The sequence below is a fragment of the Microvirga lotononidis genome (genome assembly GCF_034627025.1).
In the GTDB taxonomy this organism is placed as follows: domain Bacteria; phylum Pseudomonadota; class Alphaproteobacteria; order Rhizobiales; family Beijerinckiaceae; genus Microvirga; species Microvirga lotononidis.
The window spans coordinates 823,794-847,123 of record NZ_CP141048.1; the positions used below are offsets into that span (position 1 = coordinate 823,794).

Below are 23,330 nucleotides of genomic sequence, written 5' to 3' on the forward strand. Positions count from 1 at the left end.
ACAGCCCCGGCTCCGCACATCCTCCATGGTTTTCGGAGCGGTCGCCATCGCGGCCCTGCTGGTGGCGCCCTTCGTCTTCTACCCCGTGATGCTGATGAGCGTGCTCTGCTTCGCGCTCTTCGCCTGCGCGTTCAACCTGCTCATCGGCTATGTGGGCCTTCTCTCCTTCGGCCATGCGGCCTTCTTCGGCGGCGCGGCCTATTTCACCGCCCATGCGGCCAAGGTGTGGGGGTGGGAGCCCCTGACCGCTATCCTGCTAGGCGTGGCGGGAGCCGCCGCCATGGGGCTCGTGATCGGCTTCGTGGCGATCCGCCGTCAGGGTATCTATTTCGCCATGATCACGCTCGCCCTGTCGCAGATGTTCGCCTTCATCTGCTTGCAGGTGCCCTTCACCCACGGCGAGGACGGCATTCAGGGCGTGCCGCGCGGCCATCTGCTCGGCTTCATCGACCTCAACCAGCCCCTGACCATGTATTACGTCACGCTGGCGATCTTCCTGTTCGGCTTCTTCTCCATCTGGCGTATCGTGAACTCGCCCTTCGGCAATATTCTCAAGGCGATTCGCGAGAACGAGCGGCGCGCCGTCTCCCTCGGCTACCGGGTCGATCGCTACAAGCTCGGCGCTTTCGTGATGTCGGCCGCACTGGCGGGGCTGGCAGGCGGCACGAAGGCCATCGTGTTCCAGTTCGCGACGCTCACGGACGTGCAGTGGCAGATGTCCGGCGAGGTCATTCTCATGACCCTGCTCGGCGGTATCGGCACGATGATCGGCCCCATCGTGGGCGCCGGTCTCGTCATTGCCTTGCAGAATTATCTGGCGGCCTCCGCTTTCCCCGTGACGGTGCTGATCGGCATCATCTTCGTGATCTGCGTGCTCCTGTTCCGCCGGGGCATCGTGGGAGAGATTTTGGAATTGATGAGGCGCCGGACCAAGGGCGCTTCCTGAGAGCGACGAAAACTCTGCGGGCGCTCGATCCGACGAGCGCTCTCCTATTCATCGAGCCATGCCATGTCGGACAGCGATACATTCGATTACGTGATCGTCGGTGCGGGTTCCGCCGGCTGCGTCCTGGCGAACCGTCTGTCCAAGGATCCGCGGAACTCGGTCTGCATTCTTGAAGCCGGCGGCAAGGACAACTGGATCTGGTTCCACATTCCGGTCGGCTATCTTTTCGCCATCGGCAATCCTCGGGCCGACTGGATGTTCAAGACCGAGGCCGAGCCGGGCCTGAACGGTCGCATCCTGAATTATCCACGCGGCAAGGTCCTGGGCGGCTGCTCGGCCATCAATGCGATGATTTACATGCGCGGCCAGCGCGAGGATTACGACAACTGGCGCCAGATGGGACTGACGGGCTGGGGCTGGGACGACGTGAAGCCGATCTTCCGGCAGCACCTCGATCACTACCTGGGAGCCGGCGAGCACCACGGCGTCGGCGGCGAATGGCGCGTCGAGGCGCCTCGGACCCGCTGGGACCTGCTCGACACCTTCATCGAAGCCGCCGTCGAAGCCGGCATCCCCCGGGTCAGCGATTTCAATACGGGCAGCAACGAGGGAATTTCCTATTTCCATGTGAACCAGAAGAGCGGACGGCGCTGGTCCTCGGCGCGTGGCTTCCTCAAACCGGCCTTGTCGCGCCCCAATCTGAAGGTGGAGATCCAGGCTCACGCCACGCGCATCCTGTTCGAAGGCAAGCGCGCCGTCGGGGTCGAAATCCTTCAGAACGGCGCTCTGAAGCGCATTTTCGCTCGGAAGGAAGTTGTCCTTTCCGCCGGCGCCATCGCGTCCCCGAAACTTCTGCAATTGTCGGGGGTCGGGGACGGAGCATATCTCCAGCAGCACGGCATCGACGTGATCAACCACCTGCCGGGGGTCGGAGAGAACCTGCAGGATCATCTCCAGCTACGCCCGATCTACAAAGTCCATGGGGTGCGAACGCTCAACGAGGATTACCGGTCCCTTCTCAAGAAGGCCCATATGGGACTGGAATATGCGCTCTTTCGCCGGGGTCCGCTGACGATGGCTCCCTCTCAACTGGGAGCCTTCACGCGTTCATCGCCCGAATATGCGACACCGAACCTCCAGTTCCATGTCCAACCCTTGTCGCTCGACAGGTTCGGAGAAGATCCGCATCCCTTCCCGGCCTTCACGGCGAGCGTCTGCAACCTGCGACCGACCAGCCGGGGCAGCGTCAAGATCCGCAGCGGCGCGGCGGACGATGCCCCCTTCATCCGGCCGAATTATCTGTCGACGTCGGAAGACCAGCGGGTAGCAGTGGATTCGCTGCGCCTGGTCCGGCGCATCGTATCGATGCCCGCTCTTCAGAAATACCGGCCGGAGGAATACAAGCCCGGCGCTCAACTGACGACGGAAGAGGAGCTCCTGAACGGAGCACGGGACATCGGAACCACGATTTTCCACCCCGTAGGTACCGCCAAGATGGGAATCGACAGCGATCCAATGGCTGTTACGGATTCGCGCCTGCGTGTGCGCGGCGTCGAGGGTCTGCGTGTCATCGATGCGTCCGTGATGCCGACCATCACGAGCGGCAACACGAACTCGCCGACCCTGATGATCGCCGAAAGAGGAGCCGCGATGATCCTGGAGGATCAATCGCATATCGCCGCGCCTGCCCGGCGTTCGGCATAGATGGTTGGAGCTGTTTCCACTTGCGTGGAAGCATCTCTTGTCTTTGTTGGGCCGCGTTTTTTAGCGGTGAACCGGATCCGCTTCACCGAAAAATGCTCTAGCTCCCGTGCTTATACGCACGAAAGTTGGATTGTGTCCCGCGTGACACCGCTGGCGCAGGAAACTTGGCCAATGAAGTTATTTGCCAAGGCGCAAAGATGTGCACGATCAAGGGACCAAACTTTTTGCGTGACGCTCGATACTCGACAGGCGTATTTTCAAACATCCGTATCGCCGCAGAACACTTTCTGTCGAGCTCGATTGCTGGTTTATAATCCTCTAGTAGCCATAGTATCTTATGAAAAGATCGCACTCTAAGCTTTACGTGAGCTTTTTCTCACGGCGCCACGATGTTGCCTTATTCAGCTAGCAGAACACTATTAATGGTTATCGAGACGTTAAATTCGATATCCGAAGGGCTTCGAGCGTTTAGTTTCAGCACGCGGCCCCACCTATAAGTATACTGCGTTTTCCTCTTGCCGTCTTCCTGGCAATCTCTCCATATAAGTTCATATCTTTACTCAAAGGGCCCACTAAAGAGGCTCATTCAATTCGGGGCAGAACAAATGACACTGAGTTATTCTATCGCACCGAGCTGCACGACGTAAGCGGCAAGGGCATCACCGACTGGGCCTTCCAATCCGGCGGCTTCAGGTGTCGCCTAGAAGCGCGACGGCGCTTGCAGGCGACGATGCGGGTTGGTTGCCTCTCTCGGGAAACCCGAGCTCTCTTTCTCCAACGTTTACATCACGTACGACACTAGGACGGAGATCATTTCACGAGGCGGGCGGTACGGGGTCTCGAGAATCCGACGTGAATAGTGCGTTTGCACTTTTTAGGTCGAGAACCTCACCGAACCGACGCATCCGATTTCATCGTCATTGAATTGCGATTCCAATCATACTCTGTGAAAGCATTGCTCACAGTGTGTGGTTCGAACTCCCAAGGCCGGGATTGCATCCCGGCCTTTTTCTTTGCGCGGTTTCCAGCATTTGCGGAAGAGAGAGCGGCGTCAACCCAATACCTCGATCCCGAGCCACCGCTTCTTCGATGCATCGAGATGAACCCGCATCGCAGCCTGAGCCAACAGAGGATCGGAACTCTCGAAGGCTGCATAAATCGCCTCGTGTTCCAATAGCGCCGTGTGCCAGCCCTCGCGGCTGTCGAACCGGATCCGCATCTGGGAGGAGATCGGACTATGACGCTCGTCGAACAATTCGCGCACGATGCGCATGAGCACCGAATTGCCGGACAAACCCGCAATGGCGAGGTGAAATTGCCGATCCTGCTCAAGCGGATCGCGCCCACCCGCGATGTCAGCTCGCATCCCCTGGATCGTCGCCTGAAGGGAAGCGAGCCCTTCCGGAGTCATGCGGGCGCACGCAAGGGCTGCAATCGTCCCTTCAATGGCGGAACGCGCCTGCATGAGCTCGGAAGGGCTGTCGCCCATCGAATGCATCGTGCCGGCGGCGCGCTCGTCCGGGCCGCAGACATAGACCCCGGACCCGGACCGGATTTCGACGCTGCCATCGATCTCGAGGGCGATGAGGGCCTCGCGGAGCGATGGACGCGAAACGCCCAGCTGCTGCGCGAGGTCGCGCTCGGCGGGAAGTCGGCCTCCAGGCTGGAACTGGCCGCCTTGGATCAGGCTGCGGATCTGATCGGCAACCTGCTGATAAAGGCGCCGGGGCTCTGTTGATTTAAGAGAGAGGGACATGGGCTGGAACCTGCAATTGGCCTGACCATAGACCCCGCTCCGATGCCTGACAATGCGGAGCGCACTTGTGATCTCTCCCCCCTCAATTTGACTTGACCGATCGTCAGCACGAGCCATAATCCTATTGCTCCTGGATTGGCCTGACCAATTCAAGCGAAAGAGCCCTGCGAAGAAGGGGGCCACGCTGGGAGACAAGTCGCAGAGGGAGGAAGCATGCTCGGCGTAACGGCCCATCTCCACCATTGCACCGGCACGCCGGAACTGCCCGATGAGGCAGCGCGGCTGCCTGTCTTTCGTCGCGCGATGGCCTAGGGCATTCCATGAAAGTCTCTGAGCGCCGCCCCCTCCCCCGCAGAGACCTGTCGCTCACGGTGCTTGGGCTCGGCAGCGCGCCCATGGGTGGGCTCTACAGCACCACGACCTTCGCGGAGGCTCAAGCGACGACCGACGCGGCGTGGGCTCACGGCATCCGCTATTTCGATACCGCACCCTATTACGGCTACACGCGCTCCGAGCGCCGGCTCGGTGCCCTGCTGTGCGACCGCGAGCGGGACAGCTACGTACTCAGCACGAAGGCCGGGCGCCTGATGGAGCCCGATGGAAACGTCAGCGCCGGAGAGAACGGTTGGGTGCATCCTCTTCCGTTCCGTCCCGTCTACGACTACACCTACGACGCGATCCTGAAGTCCTTCGAGGACAGCCGGCAGCGTCTGGGCATTCTCAAGATCGACATCCTCTACATTCACGACATCGGCCGCTACACCCACGGCGACCGGCATGAGCATTACTGGCGCCAGCTGACCGCCGGTGGCGGGTTCCGGGCTCTCCTGGAACTGCGCGACAGCGGGCATGTCACGGCCATCGGGCTTGGGGTCAACGAGGCCGAGGTAGTTCACGATGCCATGGGGGAAGCGGATCTCGACGTCGTCATGCTTGCGGGCCGCTACACGCTGCTGGAGCAGATGAGCCTTCCCCTGCTCGATAAATGCGCGCGTGCAGGAACCGGGATCGTCATTGCCGGCCCGTTCAATTCCGGCATCCTGGTCGGCAACAACAAGTTCGATTACGCGGATGCGCCGCCGGATGTCGTCCGGCGCGTTCAGTCCCTGAAGGCGGTATGCGACGAGTTCGACGTCCCGCTCCCGGCCGCGGCTTTTCGCTTTCCCATGGCTCACCCGGCGGTCGTCTCCTGCGTGACCGGAGCCCGGGACGCGGAGCAGCTTCAGACCAATGTGGCCTGGTTCGAGAGACCCATTCCCGACGAACTCTGGGCGGCACTGCGGAGAGCCGGATTGCTCGACGAAGCCGCCCCCCTCCCGCGTGAAAGTGAATAGGCTCCATGCGGATCGATGCCCACCAGCACTTCTGGCTGATGCGCAACCGACAGGGCCAATGGCCGCCGCCGGACCTCGCTGACATTCATCGCGATTTCATGCCGCAGGACCTTGGACCCTTTCTGGAGGCATGCGGCATCGACGGCACGATCCTCGTGCAGTCGCTCCCCACGATGGCCGATACCGACTTCATGCTGAATCTGGCGGACCGCCACACGTTCATCCTCGGCGTCGTGGGCTGGGTCGATCTCAAGGCGGCCGATGCGGCAGGCCATGTCGCCCGGCTCGCGGCGCATCCGAAGTTGAAGAGCCTGCGGCCCATGCTGCAGGACATTCCGGATGTCGATTGGATCGCCGATCCGCACCTCGACCCCGCCATCACGGCCATGAAGGAAGCGGATCTATGCTTCGATGCCTTGGTGATGCCGCAGCATCTGAGAGCCTTGACCGCCTTCGCGGGGCGGCACCCAGATCTCCCCATCGTCATCGATCATGGAGCGAAGCCTCGCATCGCGTCCGGAGAGATCGATTCATGGCGCGATGCCATGGCAAGGTTGGCCGCTCTCTCGAACGTTCATTGCAAGTTGTCGGGCCTTCTGACCGAAGCGGGCCAGCGGCGCGATGCGGGAGCGATCAGGCCCTATGCCGAGACTCTGCTCGAATTGTTCGGCCCGGAGCGCCTGATCTGGGGCAGCGACTGGCCGGTTCTGAGGCTTGCGGCGGACTACGAGGATTGGCTCGCGATGAGCGAGGCATTCGTGCCGCCTCGCCATCACGAGGCGGTTTTCGGCACGAATGCCATCCGCTTCTACAAGCTCGACCGAAAGGAGAATCGCGCATGACGCCACTCATGCCTCTTCCCCCGAAGGTGCAGATGACATCGCCTGCGGTCCCGTGCTTAGATCAACCATGGCGCAAAGACGCCGCACAGGCGAAAGCCTGACATAAAGGGAGGAACGATCTTGTCACTCCTCGTCCTGCAAGACGTCGGGAAGGAATTCGGCGCCATCCGAGCCTTGTCCCACGTCAATCTCACAATCAAACCCGGCGAAGTCGTCGGCCTGATGGGCGACAACGGCGCCGGCAAGTCGACCCTGGTGAAGATCATCGCCGGCAACTTCCCCCCCTCGCACGGCAAGGTTCTGTTCGAGGATCAGGAGGTCCATTTCACGAGACCGGTCGACGCCCGTTCTGTCGGCATCGAGGTCGTCTACCAGGACCTCGCCCTCGCCGACAACCTAACGGCCGCCGCCAACGTGTTTCTGGGGCGAGAGCTGCGGCGCAGGGTCGGCCCCTTCTCGTTCCTCGACCATGCCACCATGAACCACCGGACGGCAGCCCTCTTCCGCGAGCTCAAATCCGAAACACGCCCCGACGATGTCGTCCGTGCCATGTCGGGCGGCCAGCGGCAGGCGGTCGCGATTGCCCGCACGCGCCTCGCCAAGGCCAAGCTCATCCTCATGGACGAGCCGACGGCGGCGATCTCCGTCCGACAGGTCGCCGAAGTTCTCGACCTCATCCGCCGCCTGAAGGATGCAGGCATCGCCGTGATCCTGATTTCACACCGCATGCCGGATGTATTCTCCGTCTGCGAACGGGTGGTCGTGATGCGACGCGGAACCAAGGTGGCGGACAAGCCCATCGACCAGTCGAGCCCCGAGGAAGTCACCGCGCTGATTACGGGCGCCAAGGAAGCCGCGTGATGAGCGAACTTTCTCCGGCAACAAGCTCCGACACGAGCGACTTCTCGAACGTGGGCCGGGCCCGCTGGTGGCGACGCGGCTTCTTCGCGAGCCAGACAGCCTATGTGGCGGCGGCGCTGATCGTCATCATGATCGTGATGTCGTTCCTGAGTTCGGCTTTCCTGAGCCCCGGCAACCTGGCCAACGTGGCGAAGAACTTCTCCTTCGTGGGCATCGTGACATTGGGCGTCACGCTCGTGATCGTCACAGGCGGCATCGATCTCTCCGTCGGGTCGACCATGGCCCTGTCGGCCATCACCTGCGCCATCGTCATGCAGGCCTTGAGCGGCACGGCGCTCGACAACATCCCGCTCGCCGGCATGCTGGTCTCCCTCGGCGCCGGTCTCGGGGTTGCGCTCCTGATCGGGCTGGCGAACGGCCTGCTCATCGCCCGCGTGGGCCTCTCGCCCTTCGTGACGACGCTAGGCATGCTGTCGATCGTCCGCGGCCTCGCTTATGCGGTCACGGAGGGACGCGGGCAGGCGCCGACTGGGCCGGACGTGAACCTCTTCTACGACATTACCGACGGCAACATCGCCGGTGTTCCGGTGGCCATCATATATCTGCTCGTTCTCGCGGCGATCATCGGCGTCGTCCTTCATCACACGGCGTTTGGGCGCCACATCTTCGCGCTCGGCGGCAACGAGAAGGCCGCGGCGCTCACGGGCGTCGCGGTCGAGCGGGTCAAGATCGCCGTTTATGTGCTGTCTGCCCTCTCGGCAGGATTTGCCGGCATCCTGATGGTGGGATGGCTCGGTTCCGCGCCGGCAAACCTCGCGACGGGCTACGAGCTGACGATCATCGCCGCAGCGGTCATCGGCGGCGCGAACCTCAGCGGCGGCATTGGCGGGCCGGCAGGCGCGGTCATCGGCGCCCTTCTCATCGAAGTCATCCGCAACGGCCTCGTGCTCGCGGGCATCAACGCCTATTGGCAGATCGTCCTCGTGGGCGGGATCATCATCCTGGCGGTGCTGGTCGACCGACTGCGGACTCTGCGCATGACATCCTGAACACCGTTGTCGGAGGCAAGGATGACCTGCCTCGAAAGCGGACATGGAAAGACCGGACGACAGAAGCCGGTCGCGAGACCCCAAACATGGGGCAAAGAACCAACCAGGAGGAAGACATGATGAAACGCCTGATCCTTGCCGCGGTCGCTGCCGCGGCACTCACCGCCCCGGCCATGGCGCAGCAGACCTACAAGTTCGCCATTGTGCCGAAGGCGATGAACAATCCTTACTTCGACCTCTCCCGCGACGGATGCATGAAGCGCGCGAAGGAGCTCGGGAACGTCGAGTGCATCTACAAGGGCCCGGTGGAGCATGAACCGGCGAGCCAGGCCCAGATCATCCAGGACCTGATCAGCCAAAAGGTCGACGGCATCGCCATCTCCGTTTCCGATGCGGCGGCTGCCGTGCGCGTGATCAAATCCGCACGCGACGCGGGCATTCCGGTGATCACCTTCGACGCCGATGCTCCGAACTCCGCGCGTCAGGCGCATGTGGGCACCGACAATCGGGCCATGGGCCGCGCCCTCGGCGAGGAGCTCCTGAAGCTGCGCCCCGAAGGCGGCAAATACGCCATGGTGTCCGGCGGTCCGGCGGCCGCCAACCTGAAGGAGCGTGTCGAAGGCGTGCGCGATGCGCTGAAAGGCTCGAAGTGGACGGAAGTCTCCGGTTCGCCCACCTATTGCAACGACGACCTCGCCCTCGCCGTGCAGCAGATGCAGGACCTCAAGACGGCCAACCCGGATCTCGCGGCCATCGTACCGGTCGGCGGCTGGCCGATGTTCGTTCCCGAGGCCTACAAGAGCTTCGTCAACAAAAACAAGGAGGCCATGGATCAGGGCAAGTTCAGCCTCGTGGTGGCCGATACCTTGAAGGTGCAGCTCGAATTGCTGCGCGACGGCTATGCCAATGCCCTCGTCGGACAGCGTCCCTACGAGATGGGCGAGAAGGCCATGGACATCCTGATGCAGCTCAAGAAAGGCGAGAAGGTCCAGGACATCGTCTATGCGGGCATCGACCGCGTGACGAAGGACAACGTCGCGTCCATGCTCAAATGAGCTGACGCTTCAATCACTGGCGGACCCGCGCCCTGGAGAGGCCTCTCTCCAGGGCGTCTGTCATGGAAGGGCGCCCTCAGCGGGCTGTCTCACTGGCCTCCACGGGCTTCGGTGCCGAAGATCGCAGGGCGCTGGCGGTATAAACCCCGAGAGCGATCCAGATCAGGCTGAACGCCATGCCGTCGATCCATCCGAAAGCCTCTTCGTAAACGAGAACGCCGAGAGCGAGCTGGCCGGACGGTGCCAGATATTGCAGCAGACCGATGGTGGAGAGCTTGAGCCTTTGAGCGGCCGCTGCAAACCAGATCAGCGGCAATGCGGTGCTGAGCCCGGTGAGGATGAGAAGCGCGTCCAGGCGCAAATCGCCACGGAAGGCGACAGACTGGCCATCGGCCGCCATGAAGGTGAGATAGCCCAGGGCCAAGGGGGTGAGCAGAAGCGACTCGACGCAGAAGCCGATGAGCGGAGCCACCGGCACGATCTTCCTGACGAGGCCGTAAAAGCCGAAGCTGGAGGCCAGCGCGAGTGCCACCCAGGGCATTTCGCCCGAGGAGATGGCGAGAACCAGCACACCCAGGGCTGCAATCAGGCAGGCGGCGACCTGCGCCGGGTTCAGTCGCTCACGGAGGAAAAGAACTCCGAGCACGACGTTCAGGAGCGGATTGATGAAATAACCGAGGCTCGTCTGAACGAGGTGACCCGAATTGACGGCCCAGATATAGATGAGCCAGTTGATCGCGATGAGGCCAGCCGACAGGCACAGCAGCAACAGCCGACGCCCGGAGGTCAGCGCCTCGATGAGCTTGCGCCACTGCCAGCCCGCGAGGATCAACCCGAGGGCGAACACGCTTGCCCAGACGATCCGATGAGCAAGAATCTGAAGCGCCGGCACAGCCGAAACGAGCTTGAAATGCAGCGGAACGGCCAAGCCCCACATGAAGAACGCCGCCAAGGCGTAAAAAACCCCGGAACGTGCCCGCTGTACCTCGGAAGGCGTTGCCGCTGTCACCATGTTTTAGCCTCTGACCTTGCCCGTTTCATGGAGGGCAGGCCTTGCGAGGTCTCCCGCTCGCCAAGCTCCTATGGCAATTCGCCGGAGCGGGATAGCCCCACCTTTGGTGTGACCCGGCCTGCGCTTCATGGCTGCTAAGACGCATTCCACCTGGACGTATGGCTGGACCATGTCGGGAAACGGATTGTCACGCTTGGCTTTGACGCAAGCCCCGTCGAAGGAATAAAGCGCTAGATGCCGGCGCCTGACCGAACCCATGGTCGATCAAACACCGCTGGAAAATCACGATATATCGGATGGAACAGCTAGAACAGCGATCCTCGCGGTTTGGAGTTGGATCGAAACCTCAGTCAAGAAAACCTACATTGTTCGACTCATCCGCATGACCTCCGTTTTCGTCCCGCCCTCGCATGATCGATCAGGACTTGCAAAGGACCCGTGTATTGGGAGACATCTCCGGTAGGAGAGCAGACTGCGAAGAGAGTCTTGGGCCGCATCGGCGAGGACGATATCCCTCAACGGGGCCCGCCAGTGCAGACGGGGCCCTTCGGTCACACATGTCCAGGTCAGAAGCCAAGGCAGACCGGCGGAGCCCCTATGCCGGATTAAGCGAGATATTTCTCGATGATATCCATCCGGGGTTCAACCCCTAGTCCGGGCGCATCCGGTAGTTGAGCGAAGCCATCCGTGATCTTGACGGGCTCGACCGCGAGGTTCTTCGAAAGCTCGCCGGGTTCGACGCAGTACTCCATGACGAGTGCGTTCTCGAGAGCACAGAGGAAATGGAGTGATGCGGCGGTATTGATGTCGGTGGTGAAGTTGTGGTTGCAGACCTTCCTGCGGCGGCTTGCTGCATAGTCGGCGATCCGCATCGCCTGTGTGAAGCCTGTCCGCGTCAGGTCGATCTGGACGACGTCGATGCCACCTTCATCGATCAGGCGCTCAAATCCAACGACCGTACATTCCTCCTCACCCGCGGCGATCCGCTGAGAACAGCCTGCCGAGACCTTTCCATAACCGGCATAATCATCGGGGTGGAGCGGCTCCTCAATCCAGAACAGGTTGTAAGGTTCGAACAGCGAGGACCTGCGGATCGTCGTCTTCGCGTCCCAAATCAATCCGACATCGAGCATGAAATCGGTCTCGTCACCGATCGCTCGTCGGATAGCTTCGACATACTTGAGGTCCATCGCCTCGCTTTGGCCGAAAGGTTCCCAACCAAACTTGACCCCGGTATGCCCGGTATCGACGGCATGCTTTGCGCGGGCGACGGTATCCTCGACGCTGAACTGGAACATGTTGGACGAATAGACGCGCATCCGGCTCCGAATCGCGCCGCCGAGCAGCTCCACGATCGGCTTACCGAGTGCCTTTCCCTTGATGTCCCATAGGGCTATGTCAATGCCGGCCATTGCTTGCACGACCGCCCCGCCGCGGCCGTAGAACAGGGTCGCTCGATACATCTTATCCCAGAGCCGCCGCGTCTCGAGCGGGTTCTCGCCAATGAGCAGCGACTTCAGACCGGTAACGAGCGTATGGGAATAGGGGGCATCGATGATCGCCTTGACCACCGAAGGGCAACCGTCCACTTCGCCCCATCCCACGATGCCGGCATCGGTCGTGATCCTGATCAAAAGGGCATCTTGCGAGCTGTCGGTGCGAGCTTGAATATCGGGCAGGCGCAGGTTGAAGGCTTCGACATCTGTGATTTTCATTTTCTGTTTCTTCTCTTCGCTGAAACTTTGGTAGTCGGAGTGGACGCGGAACGGCGCTTCGCGATGACCGTCTCGATATCGATGTCATGGGCCTGATCGAAGATGTGCTCGCGGACAGCTGCTTCCGTGGCAGCGACATCTCCCGAGAGGAAGACATCCCGCAGCATCGTATGCTCCGCTACGATCGCCTTCATCGACTTGCCCAGCGTGGCCAGGCCGAAAATGATGGTCAGCTGGCGTGCCAGCGATTCCCACAGAAAGCCCGTCACGGGATTTCGGGCAAAGCCGCAAAGTGTTCGATGAAATGCCGTATCGGCGAGACCGAAGGCATAAGCGTCGTTGTCCGCAGCCGCCTTGCGGAGGCCACGGATCGCCCCATCGAGTTCTCTGCGCTCCTGCGGGCCGATCCGGCCCTGCTCGATGGCACGGCGGCAGGCAAGTGTCTCCAGCGCGATCCGAACGTCTATGATGTGATCAAGACGTTCGTTGGTGACCTTCATAAGGCGGATGCCCTTATAGGGTTCGCTGGTCACGACACCTTGGCTCTCCAACAGCCGAAGTGCTTCCCGAATGGGAACGCGGCTGATGCCGAGTTGACTGACGAGATCCGGTTCCGAGATGCGGTCCTCGGGAAGGATATGCCCACGAGCCGCGGCCGATATGATGGCGTCGACGGCGTGATCGACGAGTGTCCTCGGTCGAGTGATGCCCCAATTTTCATCGGTCTCGAGGATGGAACTAGGATGGCTGGCAATCATGGTTTCCGCTTTCTGGATCTTGGACCACGGAGCCGGGGCTTGTCCGCAGCACCTCACGCCCAGTGTCAATCATTTGCCTGTGCTGGCCATCTTCGAAAATCGTCTTTCCACGCAAGATCGTTCGCACAACCTTCCCTTGGCACTGCCTTCCTTCAAAAGCGCTCCACTTGCCGTGTCCGAGGAATGTCCGGCCCTGGACCGTCCAATCCTGGTCTGGGTCGTAGAACACGAGATCGGCATCGAATCCGACGCTGATCGCACCTTTCCGTCCATAGAGCCCGAAGACCTTGGCCGGATTGGTCGCCGTCATTCGGGCAAATTGGACGAGCCCGACCCCTCGCGCCCGACAGGCGGAGAAGAAGAGCGGGACGGCTGTCTCGATCCCGGTCAACCCCATTCCGGCCTCCCAGATGGACGACCTGCCGCGCTCCTTGTCCTGGACCAGGTAAGGGCAGTGGTCGGACGCGAGGGTATCGATCAGGCCTTGCTTCAAAGCGGCCCAAAGCTCCTCGACAGTTCCGACGCTTCTCAGAGGCGGCCCGCAGCGCGCGAAAGGCCCGATCTCGGCAAGATCGTCTTCTGTCAGCAGCAAGTATTGCGGACATGTTTCGATGCTGACCCGAGCCCCTCGCTCACGATGCTGCACATCGGCGGCGGCCCGCGCCGAACTCAGGTGCACGATATGAGCGCGAACCCCAGCTTCCTGAGCCAGAAGCACGACGCGATTGACGGCCTCGATCTCGGCGATTTCAGGACCAGCGAGCGCGTGGGCGCGCGCATCGTGCCGGTCGTCGCGCCGCTGCCGTTGCCCGGCCGATTGCAGAAGATCGTGGTTCTCCGCGTGAATGCCGATAACGCAATCGTATCGAGCGATCACTCGCATGGCCTTGAGAAGATCGCCGTCTTTGAGGCGAGGCAGGCCACTGGGGTCAGGTGCGTCGCCGCCGGGGTCCGGGCTGCACAGGAACGCCTTGAAGCCTGCCGCTCCTGCGTCGACAAGCGCCGGGATCTCATCGAGATTCGCCCCGGTCAGACCCGCCCAGAGGCCGAAATCGACAGCCGAGTGGTTGCTCAACAGTTCTCGCTTCGCCAGGAAGCCTGCCAGCGTCGTCGCCGGAGGGTTGGAATGCGGCATTTCCAGATAGGTAGTCACTCCCCCGCGAGCAGCACCCTTCGTACCCTCCGACACCTCCTCTCTCGGGAACGGATTGGATCCCGTGAAGTGGGTGTGGGCGTCGATTGCGCCGGGAACGATGATGAGCCCTGTCGCGTCGATGATCTCTTTGGCGGCTGGATGCAGCGACGTATCATCCAGGATGCCGACGATCCGGCCGTCCGTGATGGCTATCGTCAGGATCGATGCCCCCGTTTCCGTGACGACCGTGCCGCCGCAGACGAGCGTTTCATATCTCCGATCGGTCGTGGTCATTGATGCGCCTCTGCGAAGGACGTGTCGATGTTGGCCGCATAGTCGGCCGGTTCGGCGAGCCAGCCGATCTCCTGCAGAATGCCGCTGAAGCGATGAAACGATTCGGGAGGGATGAGGCTCTCCCTCGGCCAAGCGCCAACAGCGCGATAGCGTTCGATCGCAAGCGTTAACGCGGGATGCGGGTAGCCGTCATAATAGGGTTTGAGCCACTGGGCGATCTCCTGCGGCGGAGCGTTCGCGATATCGGTGAGCGCACGTTCGATGGCCCGGGTAAATGCTTGGAAATCACCCCGTCGTTCAGCCAATATCCGAGGATCTGCGATGTAGGCGCTCCACGGCACCGGGCCGGTTGCGCCCGCAAGATCGGCCACCAACGCGAGTTTGGAGTTCGCAACGAGATGAGGCGCCAATCCATGCAAGGAATGAAGCGCATAGTCGACCTCACCGGTCAGGACCGATGCAAGGTCCCCAGCTTCATCGCGGCTCCCGGGCAGGATGGTCACACCCTTCACGTCGGCGGCTTTCAGAAGCCACCGGAAGCACAGATTGGCCGTGGTGATGTTCGATATGTCGATGACGCGTTTGCCGGCCAGATCCGTCAGGTCGAAGCCGATGCAGGTCGATCGGCCCGCAAGAAACCACGGATTCACGTTCACGGTCGCACAGAACGCGACAAGATGCGCCTCGTGGTCCTGTCGCATCCTCATGATGACCATCGGCCCACCGACGGTCAGATCTGCGGCACCTGAGACAATGGCCGGAATCTGCCCTCCTTGGACGGTTGTGCCGCCGGACGTGGTGGACGTGAAAATGACCTCGACGCCTTCTTCTGTGAAATATCCTCGGCTTTGAGCGACATAATGAGGAATGTAGTAGACGCGGCTCTCGCTGGGATCGCCGAGGTTCAGCTTGAGGGGGCGTTGGGATTTCATCGTGAGTCTCGCTCGCAGTAAAGATGAGAACGGTCCAGGTCATGGGTTCGCTCGACCCCCATCCAGGCTGAGACTGCCGCGATCTCGTCCAGCCATGCCTGTATGACCTCCTCCACCCCGCTCTGGCCCGCCGCCGCCAGAGCCGTCACGAAGGGGCGCACGGCCACGGCCATCGAGGCTCCTAGGCACAGGGATTTGATGACGTCCGTCCCTCTGCGGACACCGCCATCCAGGAGAAGCGGAACCTGCGCGACCTGCCCGGCCATCTCCTGCAGGGCGTCCGATGACCGAATCCATTCACCGGTCTGCCGCAGACCGATGTTGGACACCATAATCGCGCCACATCCGGCTTCGCGAACCCGATGTGCATCACCGGTCGACAGAATGCCCTTTGCAACCACTTGAATGCCGCCGCGGCTGGCATGCGCCACGACAGACGTGAAATCCGCGTGGGACCATTGGGGAAATGACGGCAGCGCCATGACGCCGGGCCCATCGGAACCGATGGTGGTCCATCCGCGCGCCTTGATCTCGGCTGCGATGCTGTACCCGCCCGGCTGCAGCCCGGGTCGCGGATGTGTCGGGGCCAGCACAGTCATGACGACAGTCTTGACGCCGCAGCGCGCCGCTAGATCGATGAGGTCGAACGTACGACGAACAGGCCCGGCGGCGCGGACCTGGAACCAGGACTGGGGCCACACCTGCGTGATTTCCGAAAGAGGGGTTACGGTCTCTTCGGATACGATCAAGGGAAGCCGCGCCTTGGCGCAGGCACGGGCGAGCGGCAGGATGCCCTCCGCATGGAAAATCCGATCGCCTGCGAAAGCCCCCACGGCGAGCGGCGCCGCAAAGGTCTGCTCAAGCAAATTCGTCTCCGTAGAGATGCCATTGGCACCTGTAAGGACATGCGGAACGAGTCGATACGGCGCCAGAGCCTCCTGGTTCGCGTCGGCGCCTGTAGCCTGTTCCCCCTGTCGACCGAGAAGGTAGCTGAAAAGGGGATCCCCGAGCTTTTCGCGTGCGGCGCTCTCGAATGGCAGCGTCATGGCGTCGCGTCCTGTAGGTGGTGGTCACGCTCCTGGCGAAGGAATGCCGCGAACTCGGCCGTCCGGGGAGACTGGAGGATATCCGGGCTCCCCTGCTCGATCAGCGTCCCGCCTTGCAGGAAGACGATGCGATCGGCGACGGTCGACGCAAAGGCGACGTCGTGGGTGCTGATGACCAACGTGATTCCTGTTTGAGCCAGCTTGCGAATGGTTTGATTCACCTCCCGCACGAGTTCCGGGTCGAGGGCCGATGTCGGCTCGTCGAAGAGGATGAGTTCGGGATTGGCTGCGAGAGCCCTTGCAATTGCGACACGCTGCTGCTGCCCTCCCGACAATTCGTGCGGCAGGTGATGCCTGAAGGCCGACAGACCAACCGCTTCGAGAGCTGCACAAGCGGCCGCATGAGCTTCGTGATGCGACCTCTTCTGGACGATCCTCGGGATCGTCATGACGTTCTCCTCGGCGCTCAGATGGTCGAAGAGGGCAAAGTGCTGAAATACGATGCCGACCTTGGAACTTGCACGGTCGCGGGGAAGATGCCGTGCCGGAAGAGGATTGCCGTTGGCATCCTTCCCAATCCGTTTGCCGCCGACGCGGATGTCACCGCTCTCGACGGGGGTCAGTGCAACGATCGACTTGAGCAGCGTGCTCTTCCCGGAACCTGACCGTCCGAGAAGGGCAACCACCTCGCCGCGGTCCACTTTTAGGGAGACATCCTTCAGGACAGTCTTGCCATTGTAGCCGATCTTCAGGTTCTGGACCGTCAGGGCTGGCGGGCCCGATGCCGACGACTTCCCTGTGATGACGGGCTTCGCGGTGGGAAGCGTGACGGCCCCGCGTTCCAATTTCCGCTTGACCCTGCGAGCCCGCATATCCAGGGCGAAACGGCTTTCCAGCCACCACTGGACACCCGCAATGCAGGTCGAAAGCGCGACATAGATCATGCCCGATGCCATCAGCACGGGTATGAACAGGAAGTTTTCCGATACGATGGTCTGACTGCGCAGGGTCAGTTCATTCACGCCCACAACAGAGGCTTGGGCCGTTGATTTCAGAAGGCCGACCGCCTCGTTGCCGAGAGTCGGCAGAATGGCACGCAGAGCTTGAGGAAGGACCACGTGGGTCATCTCGGCCGTACGGCTGAACCCGAAGGCCTGCGCAGCCATTCTCTGGTTGCGATCAACCGATGAGATGCCGCCCCTGATGATCTCGGCGCAGTAGGCGGTTTCGTTGATCATGAGTGCCAAAAGGGCACTCATGAACGGCGACAATCGAATGCCGAACTGTGGCAGGACGTTGAAGAGAAGGATCAGCTGCAGGAGGACAGGGGTTCCGCGCAGGAGATAGATATAGGCCTGTACGGGGAGCCGGATCCACGCATGCGGCGACAGGCTCGCGAGGGCGACAAAGAAGCCGATGACGACCCCGCCGACAAGTGCCCCGATCATCAATTGGATGGCCACGAGTGCGCCTTGCCAGAGGAACGGAAACGTCAGGTAGTGCAGGAACGTCTGCATCGTTCATCCAATCTCTACAGTTGCGGTGATCAGCCGAAGATCTCAACCGGCCGCTCGGCGTGACCGCCTTGGCCCCATTTTTCGAGAAGCTTCTTCTCGACGCCCGTCGCTTGGAGAACCTTGAATGCGTCGCGAAGGGCATCCTTCAGTTCGGCGTTGTTCTTTGCGACGGGATATCCATTGCGGATGGGCAGGTCGACGTTGAACGCCAGCTCGAGTTTCGGGTCTCCGGCCACCAATGCTCTCGCGACGGCCAGGGATGTCATGTGAATATCGGCTCGGCCGCTCTGCACGGTTTGAATTGCGTTGTCAGTATTCTGAACGAGAAGAAGCTCCACCTTCGGCTTGCCTTCCTTCTCGCAGAGAGCCGTCTGCTGCGGCACGACATTGACCGCTTCGTAGGTCCCAGCCGCAGCAGCCACCGTCACACCGCACAGGCTGTCCAGCGACGTCAGCTTCTTGGGGTTGCCGGACGGGACGACCGCGCCGTTAATCACCTGATAGGTGGAGACAAAGCTGACCTGTTGCATGCGCTGTTCGGTGACGTAGAGCGACGGGCCCATATCGACGCGGCCGCTCGCGATCGATGTCACGAGGACGTTGAACGAACCCATCTGGAAGTCATAAGTGAACCCAAGGCATGCTCCGATGCGGTCGAACAGGTCGGGATCGAGACCTTCGAGCTTGTTGGGATCGGCAGCAGTTGGGGATTGAAAGCCCTTGTTGTAGCCACCAAGGCCGATGATGAGCTTCTTCCCGGCCAGTGCAGGATACTTGGCCCGAAGAGCTTTACATTCGGGCATGGCCGCAAAGGCGGAAGCATCCGGCGTAATCGGCTCGGCTGCTGCGGCCACGAAAGCTCCCGACAATGTTGCTGCGAAGACGAAGAATGGGGTAACCAGCTTTTTCATGACATGCTTTCCTGACGCGAGTTGAGGCCGCAAATGCGGGGCGTACGTGCGCCGACGCCGCCATCGAGGAGAAAGTGGGATTTTTCGTCTAATCGTATACGAAGCAAGCATCGTCCTTGATGGATTGTCGAGTGCATATTTTGAGCATTGATGCCTTCTAAGCCGGCACCTCAGTAACCAGCATGCCGATCAATCTCGTTGATGAGATCCTCACCACGGGCGAAGCGGCCGACGTTCTCGGCGAATATGTCGAGACAGGCGTTCATGTAGGTTGTGTGATCGTCGAGTGAGCAATGCGGCGTGATCACCAATCGCGGGCAATCCCATAGGGAGTGAGCGACCGGCAGCGGTTCTTCGGGAAAGACGTCAAGGACAGCGCCGGATAGATCACCGGATCGCAAGCGGTCTTCGAGTGCCTGATAATCGATCACTCCTGCACGCCCGACATTGACGATTCCACAACCGGGTTTCAGACGGGCAAGCCTCTCCGCATTCATCAGGTTGCGCGTACCCGGAGTGAGCGGAAGCGTGCACACCACGAGGTCGGCCTGATCCAAGACCTGGTCGAGCCGTTCAATCGGATACGACTCGTTCAAATCGTTGTGCGGGGCGCCCGATCGCGTGATGCCGATGACGTAAGCCCCTTGGGACCGCAGCGCACGCGCGGCGGCAGAGCCGATGGATCCGACACCCAGCATCAGGACCTTTCGCTCGGCGATCGTTCCCCCGAACTTTGGAGCCCAGACGCAATGCTCCTTATCGGTCACGAAGTGGGGAATGCTGAAATTGAGCATGAGCGCAGCGCAGAGGATGAACTCAGCGCCCTTGGCGGCGTGAACCCCCGAGGCATTGGCGAGGGAAACATCCGCCGGCAAATGATCGAGATAAGCCTCGACGCCCGCTGAGATTGTCTGCACGAAGCGAAGGTTCGGGTTTGCGGCTTTTGCCTCGTCGATATTCAGTTTACGACAGGCGAGCAGGATATCGGCATTATGTCCGATGGACTCGCTTCGTCCCGTGCTATTGACGCTGATCGCCACTGAGAGGCCCGGGATGGCATTCAAACGCTGCCGCAGCGCTTGCTCATCGAGCATCAGCGAGGGAGTGGCCGGATCGTTTTCGATGTGGATGCGCAAATTGGAATGCATCGTCACACTGCCACCGCGATGGCATCCATTTCAACGAGGAGGCTTGGATTGTTCAAGGTGATGCCCACCGTTGCGCGCGCAGGGAACGGCGCATCGAAGAATTCTGCATAAACGGCATTCATCGTGTCGAAATCGGCAACGTCGGTGAGAAAGATACCGACCTTGCCGACATTCTTCATGGTCAGGCCGGCCGCTTCGACCAGCGTCTTGATATTTGTCAGAACCTGGTGCGTCTGCGTCGCGACATCGTCACCCACGATCGCTCCCGTTATCGGATCGATAGCGACCTGCCCCGAGATGAAGAGCGTGTTCCCCAAACGCACGGCAGGCGAGAGAGGCGCCGACCCCATCGGACGGTCCTCTTGTTTCGTTCCCGGATAAGTAATCGGCACCCGCATTACTCTTCATCCTCATCGTAGCCAATTCGTATGTTCGTATACGATTCAGACACGGTTCCGAAGAAGCAATTGCAGTGAGATGCCTCTCACGACGTCAGTCGCTGCGCAAATTTCATGCAGGGAATTTGGCATGGCACTTGCTTGAACCCGGCGGCTTCATTGGAGGTTTCAATGCTGATAAAAGTACGCCGTTGGCTCGCTGCGCTGCTCCCGCCCGAGCATTCTGGCCGTGAGGAAAGATATACGTTGGCATCAGGTGGAGGCGTTTGCCTGGTCTGGCTTCACGACCGGGATGGAGATGCAGAACCCACATCGCCTGGATCGCCATCAAGAGGATAGTTCCCCGCTGGAGGATTGCGCATGAAGGCTCGATCAGGGTCGAGCGGGACGCTGGCAAATCGAGTCGAGCTGAGCCGTTGCCCTGATTTCTGAAGGTCAGTTCGCCTTATGCTTGCGGGCTCGTCGGCAGCCGCGAGGACAGCTGGATTCGCGCTGCTTCGGTGTTCCGTTCTGCGACGCCGGAGGCGCGGAACGCGCGACATGGTTTCGACGAAGGTCCGCGCCGTTGCTCGATTACGGTAGTCGGGCCTGACAGCGCCGAGAAGCTGACTGCAAGGGGCTATCTGATCGTCCTCTTCGATCCATCCTGCCCATCGCCTTTCCCAACCGAGTACGTCGACCTAAGCTTGGCCCTCGTCCGCGCTCCGTCGACCAGCCTGCGTCTACTCAGGGAGGGGGATGAACTCCGTTTCATCCGGCACCGGGGCGAAGCGGCCGGTCCTCCAATCCTCCTTCGCCTGTTCGATGCGCTCCCGGCTCGAGGACACGAAATTCCACCAGATGTAACGTGGCCCCTCCAGTGCCGCACCACCGAGGAACATCAGACGCGAGGCGCGGACCGCCCGCACCGTGATGCGATCGCCCGGGCGGAAGATCAGAAGCCGTGGGCCAGTGAATCGATCGCCCGCCATCTGGATCTCGCCGTCCACCAGGTAAATGGCGCGTTCCTCATAGTCCGGGTCGAGCGGTGCGCTGGCGCCGGCCTCCAGCCTGACATCGACATAGAACCAGTCGGAAACGGTACGGACGGGCGCGGTCTCACCGAACGCGGACCCGGTGATGATCCGTGCCCGAACGCCGCGAGCCTCGACGACGGGGAGTATGTCCGCATCGAAATGCTGGAACGATGGGTCAATTTCCTCCCGGCCGGCCGGAAGTGCGACCCAGCTCTGGATCCCCAGCATGGCTTGCCCGCTCACGCGCGCGGGTTCCGGCGTGCGCTCGGAATGGGCGATGCCGCGTCCGGCCGTCATAAGATTCATGGCGCCGGGCACGATCTCCTGCACGTTGCCTGCGCTGTCCCGGTGCAGAATCCGGCCATCGAAGAGGTAGGTGACCGTGGCGAGGCCGATATGCGGGTGCGGTCGCACGTCCATGCCGCTCCCGGCCAGGAACTGCACCGGGCCCATGTGATCGAAGAAGATGAACGGCCCGACCATCTGGCGTTTGCCGTGCGGCAGCGCCCGTCGGACCTCGAACCCGCCTAGATCGCGGACGCGCGGGATGATGATCAACTCGAGGGCGTCGCAGGATTTTGTGTCACCGAGGATGGGATCGTTCGACGGAAGCCAGCTCATGGGTTAATCCTCGCTTCGGGCGCCAGGCATTCAGTCTGTTTATACACCTGATCCGCCCTTCCATGACAGCGATCGGTCTCTGGTTAGGTCGATAGAGGTATCCAGGCGATCCGTCCTTTCGCCAATCAGGGCCGGGACGATGGCGCCCTTCCCGACACGCGACCTCCGTCTGCTTCATCGTCGACAGGGGCCGGGCTCCTAGTTATCCGCCGAACCCCGATGGACGCTGCTGGTCGTGGAGCGGCCGCGGCGCTTGACCTGGCTATCGGTCGATCGACCTGCGCCCGAGATTTCATCCGGGTTTACGGTTCTCCCCGCATGCCGGATTGTGGACCTTCCTCGCGATGTGCCGCCTCATGACCAGGAGATCGGCCCGTGCAACAGTGAAATTTCCAGCCTTGGTCGCATTGAGCATTCTCGCTTCCTACGGGAACCTCGCTCAGCTCCGCATCAAGCAGCTCAGCAAGTTCCCGGAGCGTTTTGCAATGCAACGGTTAGCTGTGGAACCGGAAGTCATCCGAATAAAGCCCCGGCAGCATCATGGAACGGTAAGGGCTGAACGGCGTTCCGTCCGCCTCTCCCCAGCCTCCGTCTGCTCCGGTTGCAGGATCGCCAGGCTCGTGATCCCAGCCTGACCGACTCTCGTTATCGTCCGACGTGTCCCTATGGATGAGCATATGCGTCACACCAAAGTCGTCGATGTACCAGTGCCGGATGATCGCTCCGGTCGTGTCCTTTTCCTTGTAGTCATGAACGCCAAACGGTCCCATTCGCCCTCAATGCTGGGATCCACTTCGGGTTCGTCGAGCGTATTCAGCTGCCACGTCTCAAGCACCAGCCTATCGATGCCGACGAGGCTCTTGCCCGTGAAGTCGAAAACCGCGCCTCTCAGGACAATCTCATCCAGATGCGCTGCCGGGCTGGCGCCGCCGTTGAAGGTCGCGATCCCGGCGAAGATGGTCTGATCGACGATGATCGTGTCATGCCGATCCGATCCGCGCACCGCCTCGATGCTCGAGATGCTCGAGCAGACGGCCGCATGCGTCAGATCGAATGTCCCGCCGCCGGTCAGTTGTAGGGTGTCCATATCCGCGCTGCCTTCGAGCGAAGCGCCGGCAAGCTCTATGGCCTCTTTGAAGGGGGCCCCATCCGCGCTGTACCCATGGTCTGCAAAGGCTTCGTCCGGCAACCCCCTTGGCCATGATGCCACGGAGCTGGACATTGATCTCTGTCATGTGTGCGGCTCACGGATCGGCATCGTTGGCCAACGGCGGACAGGC

At 61.3% G+C, this 23,330-nt stretch carries 20 protein-coding genes; 7 read left to right on the forward strand and 13 right to left on the reverse strand.

Annotation, left to right across the window (positions count from 1 at the left end):
• The first annotated feature begins 25 nt into the window (after window positions 1–25).
• Both U0023_RS03855 and U0023_RS03860 read left to right on the forward strand, forming a co-directional pair.
• Entirely contained in the window at window positions 26–946 is a 921-nt protein-coding gene (locus U0023_RS03855) for a branched-chain amino acid ABC transporter permease (protein WP_407667406.1), read from the forward strand.
• A 63-nt stretch (window positions 947–1,009) separates the two neighbouring features.
• Window positions 1,010–2,650, forward strand: a complete 1,641-nt coding sequence (locus U0023_RS03860; RefSeq protein ID WP_009763656.1) for a GMC family oxidoreductase — start codon at window positions 1,010–1,012, stop codon at window positions 2,648–2,650.
• 1,051 nt (window positions 2,651–3,701) lie between these two features.
• Here U0023_RS03860 and U0023_RS03865 read toward each other — a convergent pair.
• A complete protein-coding gene (locus U0023_RS03865; protein WP_040638713.1) occupies window positions 3,702–4,406 on the reverse strand; it encodes a FadR/GntR family transcriptional regulator in 705 nt (234 codons plus the stop codon).
• Window positions 4,407–4,726: 320 nt separating this feature from the next.
• Between U0023_RS03865 and U0023_RS03870 the strand changes: the two genes are divergently transcribed.
• The 5 genes from U0023_RS03870 to U0023_RS03890 all read left to right on the forward strand — a co-directional run bounded on the left by U0023_RS03870 (window position 4,727) and on the right by U0023_RS03890 (window position 9,547).
• On the forward strand, window positions 4,727–5,740 hold the full coding sequence (locus tag U0023_RS03870; protein ID WP_009763653.1) for an aldo/keto reductase: 1,014 nt from the start codon (window positions 4,727–4,729) through the stop codon (window positions 5,738–5,740).
• A gap of 5 nt (window positions 5,741–5,745) precedes the next feature.
• Entirely contained in the window at window positions 5,746–6,582 is an 837-nt protein-coding gene (locus U0023_RS03875; protein ID WP_009763652.1) for an amidohydrolase family protein, read from the forward strand.
• A 120-nt stretch (window positions 6,583–6,702) separates the two neighbouring features.
• Window positions 6,703–7,443, forward strand: coding sequence for an ATP-binding cassette domain-containing protein (locus U0023_RS03880; RefSeq protein ID WP_009763651.1), 741 nt, complete (start codon window positions 6,703–6,705; stop codon window positions 7,441–7,443).
• Complete coding sequence (locus U0023_RS03885; RefSeq protein WP_009763650.1) at window positions 7,443–8,492, forward strand: ABC transporter permease; 1,050 nt, start codon at window positions 7,443–7,445, stop codon at window positions 8,490–8,492. The genes U0023_RS03880 and U0023_RS03885 overlap by 1 nt, the downstream gene beginning before the upstream one ends.
• Window positions 8,493–8,611: 119 nt before the next feature.
• A complete protein-coding gene (locus tag U0023_RS03890) occupies window positions 8,612–9,547 on the forward strand; it encodes a sugar-binding protein (protein ID WP_040639047.1) in 936 nt (311 codons plus the stop codon).
• A gap of 76 nt (window positions 9,548–9,623) precedes the next feature.
• Here U0023_RS03890 and rarD read toward each other — a convergent pair whose 3' ends face one another.
• From rarD to U0023_RS03950, 12 genes are all read right to left on the reverse strand, one after another.
• A complete protein-coding gene (rarD, locus tag U0023_RS03895; RefSeq protein WP_009763648.1) occupies window positions 9,624–10,559 on the reverse strand; it encodes an EamA family transporter RarD in 936 nt (311 codons plus the stop codon).
• 605 nt (window positions 10,560–11,164) lie between these two features.
• Complete coding sequence (locus U0023_RS03900) at window positions 11,165–12,274, reverse strand: mandelate racemase/muconate lactonizing enzyme family protein (protein WP_009763647.1); 1,110 nt, start codon at window positions 12,272–12,274, stop codon at window positions 11,165–11,167.
• Window positions 12,271–13,032 carry a GntR family transcriptional regulator gene (locus U0023_RS03905; RefSeq protein ID WP_009763646.1) on the reverse strand — a complete coding sequence of 254 codons (762 nt, stop codon included), beginning with the start codon at window positions 13,030–13,032 and terminating at the stop codon, window positions 12,271–12,273. The genes U0023_RS03900 and U0023_RS03905 overlap by 4 nt, the downstream gene beginning before the upstream one ends.
• On the reverse strand, window positions 13,013–14,461 hold the full coding sequence (allB, locus tag U0023_RS03910; protein WP_009763645.1) for an allantoinase AllB: 1,449 nt from the start codon (window positions 14,459–14,461) through the stop codon (window positions 13,013–13,015). The genes U0023_RS03905 and allB overlap by 20 nt, the downstream gene beginning before the upstream one ends.
• Window positions 14,458–15,393, reverse strand: coding sequence for an ABC transporter substrate-binding protein (locus tag U0023_RS03915; RefSeq protein WP_009763644.1), 936 nt, complete (start codon window positions 15,391–15,393; stop codon window positions 14,458–14,460). Before U0023_RS03915 ends, allB begins: the two co-directional genes overlap by 4 nt.
• Window positions 15,390–16,439 (reverse strand): alpha-hydroxy acid oxidase, encoded by a 1,050-nt coding sequence (locus U0023_RS03920; RefSeq protein ID WP_009763643.1) that lies wholly within the window; start codon window positions 16,437–16,439, stop codon window positions 15,390–15,392. Before U0023_RS03920 ends, U0023_RS03915 begins: the two co-directional genes overlap by 4 nt.
• On the reverse strand, window positions 16,436–17,956 hold the full coding sequence (locus U0023_RS03925; protein WP_009763642.1) for an amino acid ABC transporter permease/ATP-binding protein: 1,521 nt from the start codon (window positions 17,954–17,956) through the stop codon (window positions 16,436–16,438). Before U0023_RS03925 ends, U0023_RS03920 begins: the two co-directional genes overlap by 4 nt.
• A gap of 29 nt (window positions 17,957–17,985) precedes the next feature.
• Window positions 17,986–18,867: a transporter substrate-binding domain-containing protein gene (locus U0023_RS03930; protein ID WP_009763641.1), complete on the reverse strand. Its 882-nt coding sequence runs from the start codon at window positions 18,865–18,867 to the stop codon at window positions 17,986–17,988.
• A gap of 170 nt (window positions 18,868–19,037) precedes the next feature.
• Window positions 19,038–20,015, reverse strand: coding sequence for a D-2-hydroxyacid dehydrogenase (locus tag U0023_RS03935; RefSeq protein WP_009763640.1), 978 nt, complete (start codon window positions 20,013–20,015; stop codon window positions 19,038–19,040).
• Window positions 20,016–20,017: 2 nt separating this feature from the next.
• Entirely contained in the window at window positions 20,018–20,413 is a 396-nt protein-coding gene (locus U0023_RS03940) for a Rid family detoxifying hydrolase (RefSeq protein ID WP_009763639.1), read from the reverse strand.
• A gap of 722 nt (window positions 20,414–21,135) precedes the next feature.
• Window positions 21,136–22,050 (reverse strand): pirin family protein, encoded by a 915-nt coding sequence (locus U0023_RS03945; protein ID WP_009763638.1) that lies wholly within the window; start codon window positions 22,048–22,050, stop codon window positions 21,136–21,138.
• Window positions 22,051–22,732: 682 nt separating this feature from the next.
• Window positions 22,733–23,137, reverse strand: coding sequence for a hypothetical protein (locus U0023_RS03950; RefSeq protein ID WP_040638711.1), 405 nt, complete (start codon window positions 23,135–23,137; stop codon window positions 22,733–22,735).
• Window positions 23,138–23,330: the final 193 nt, after the last annotated feature.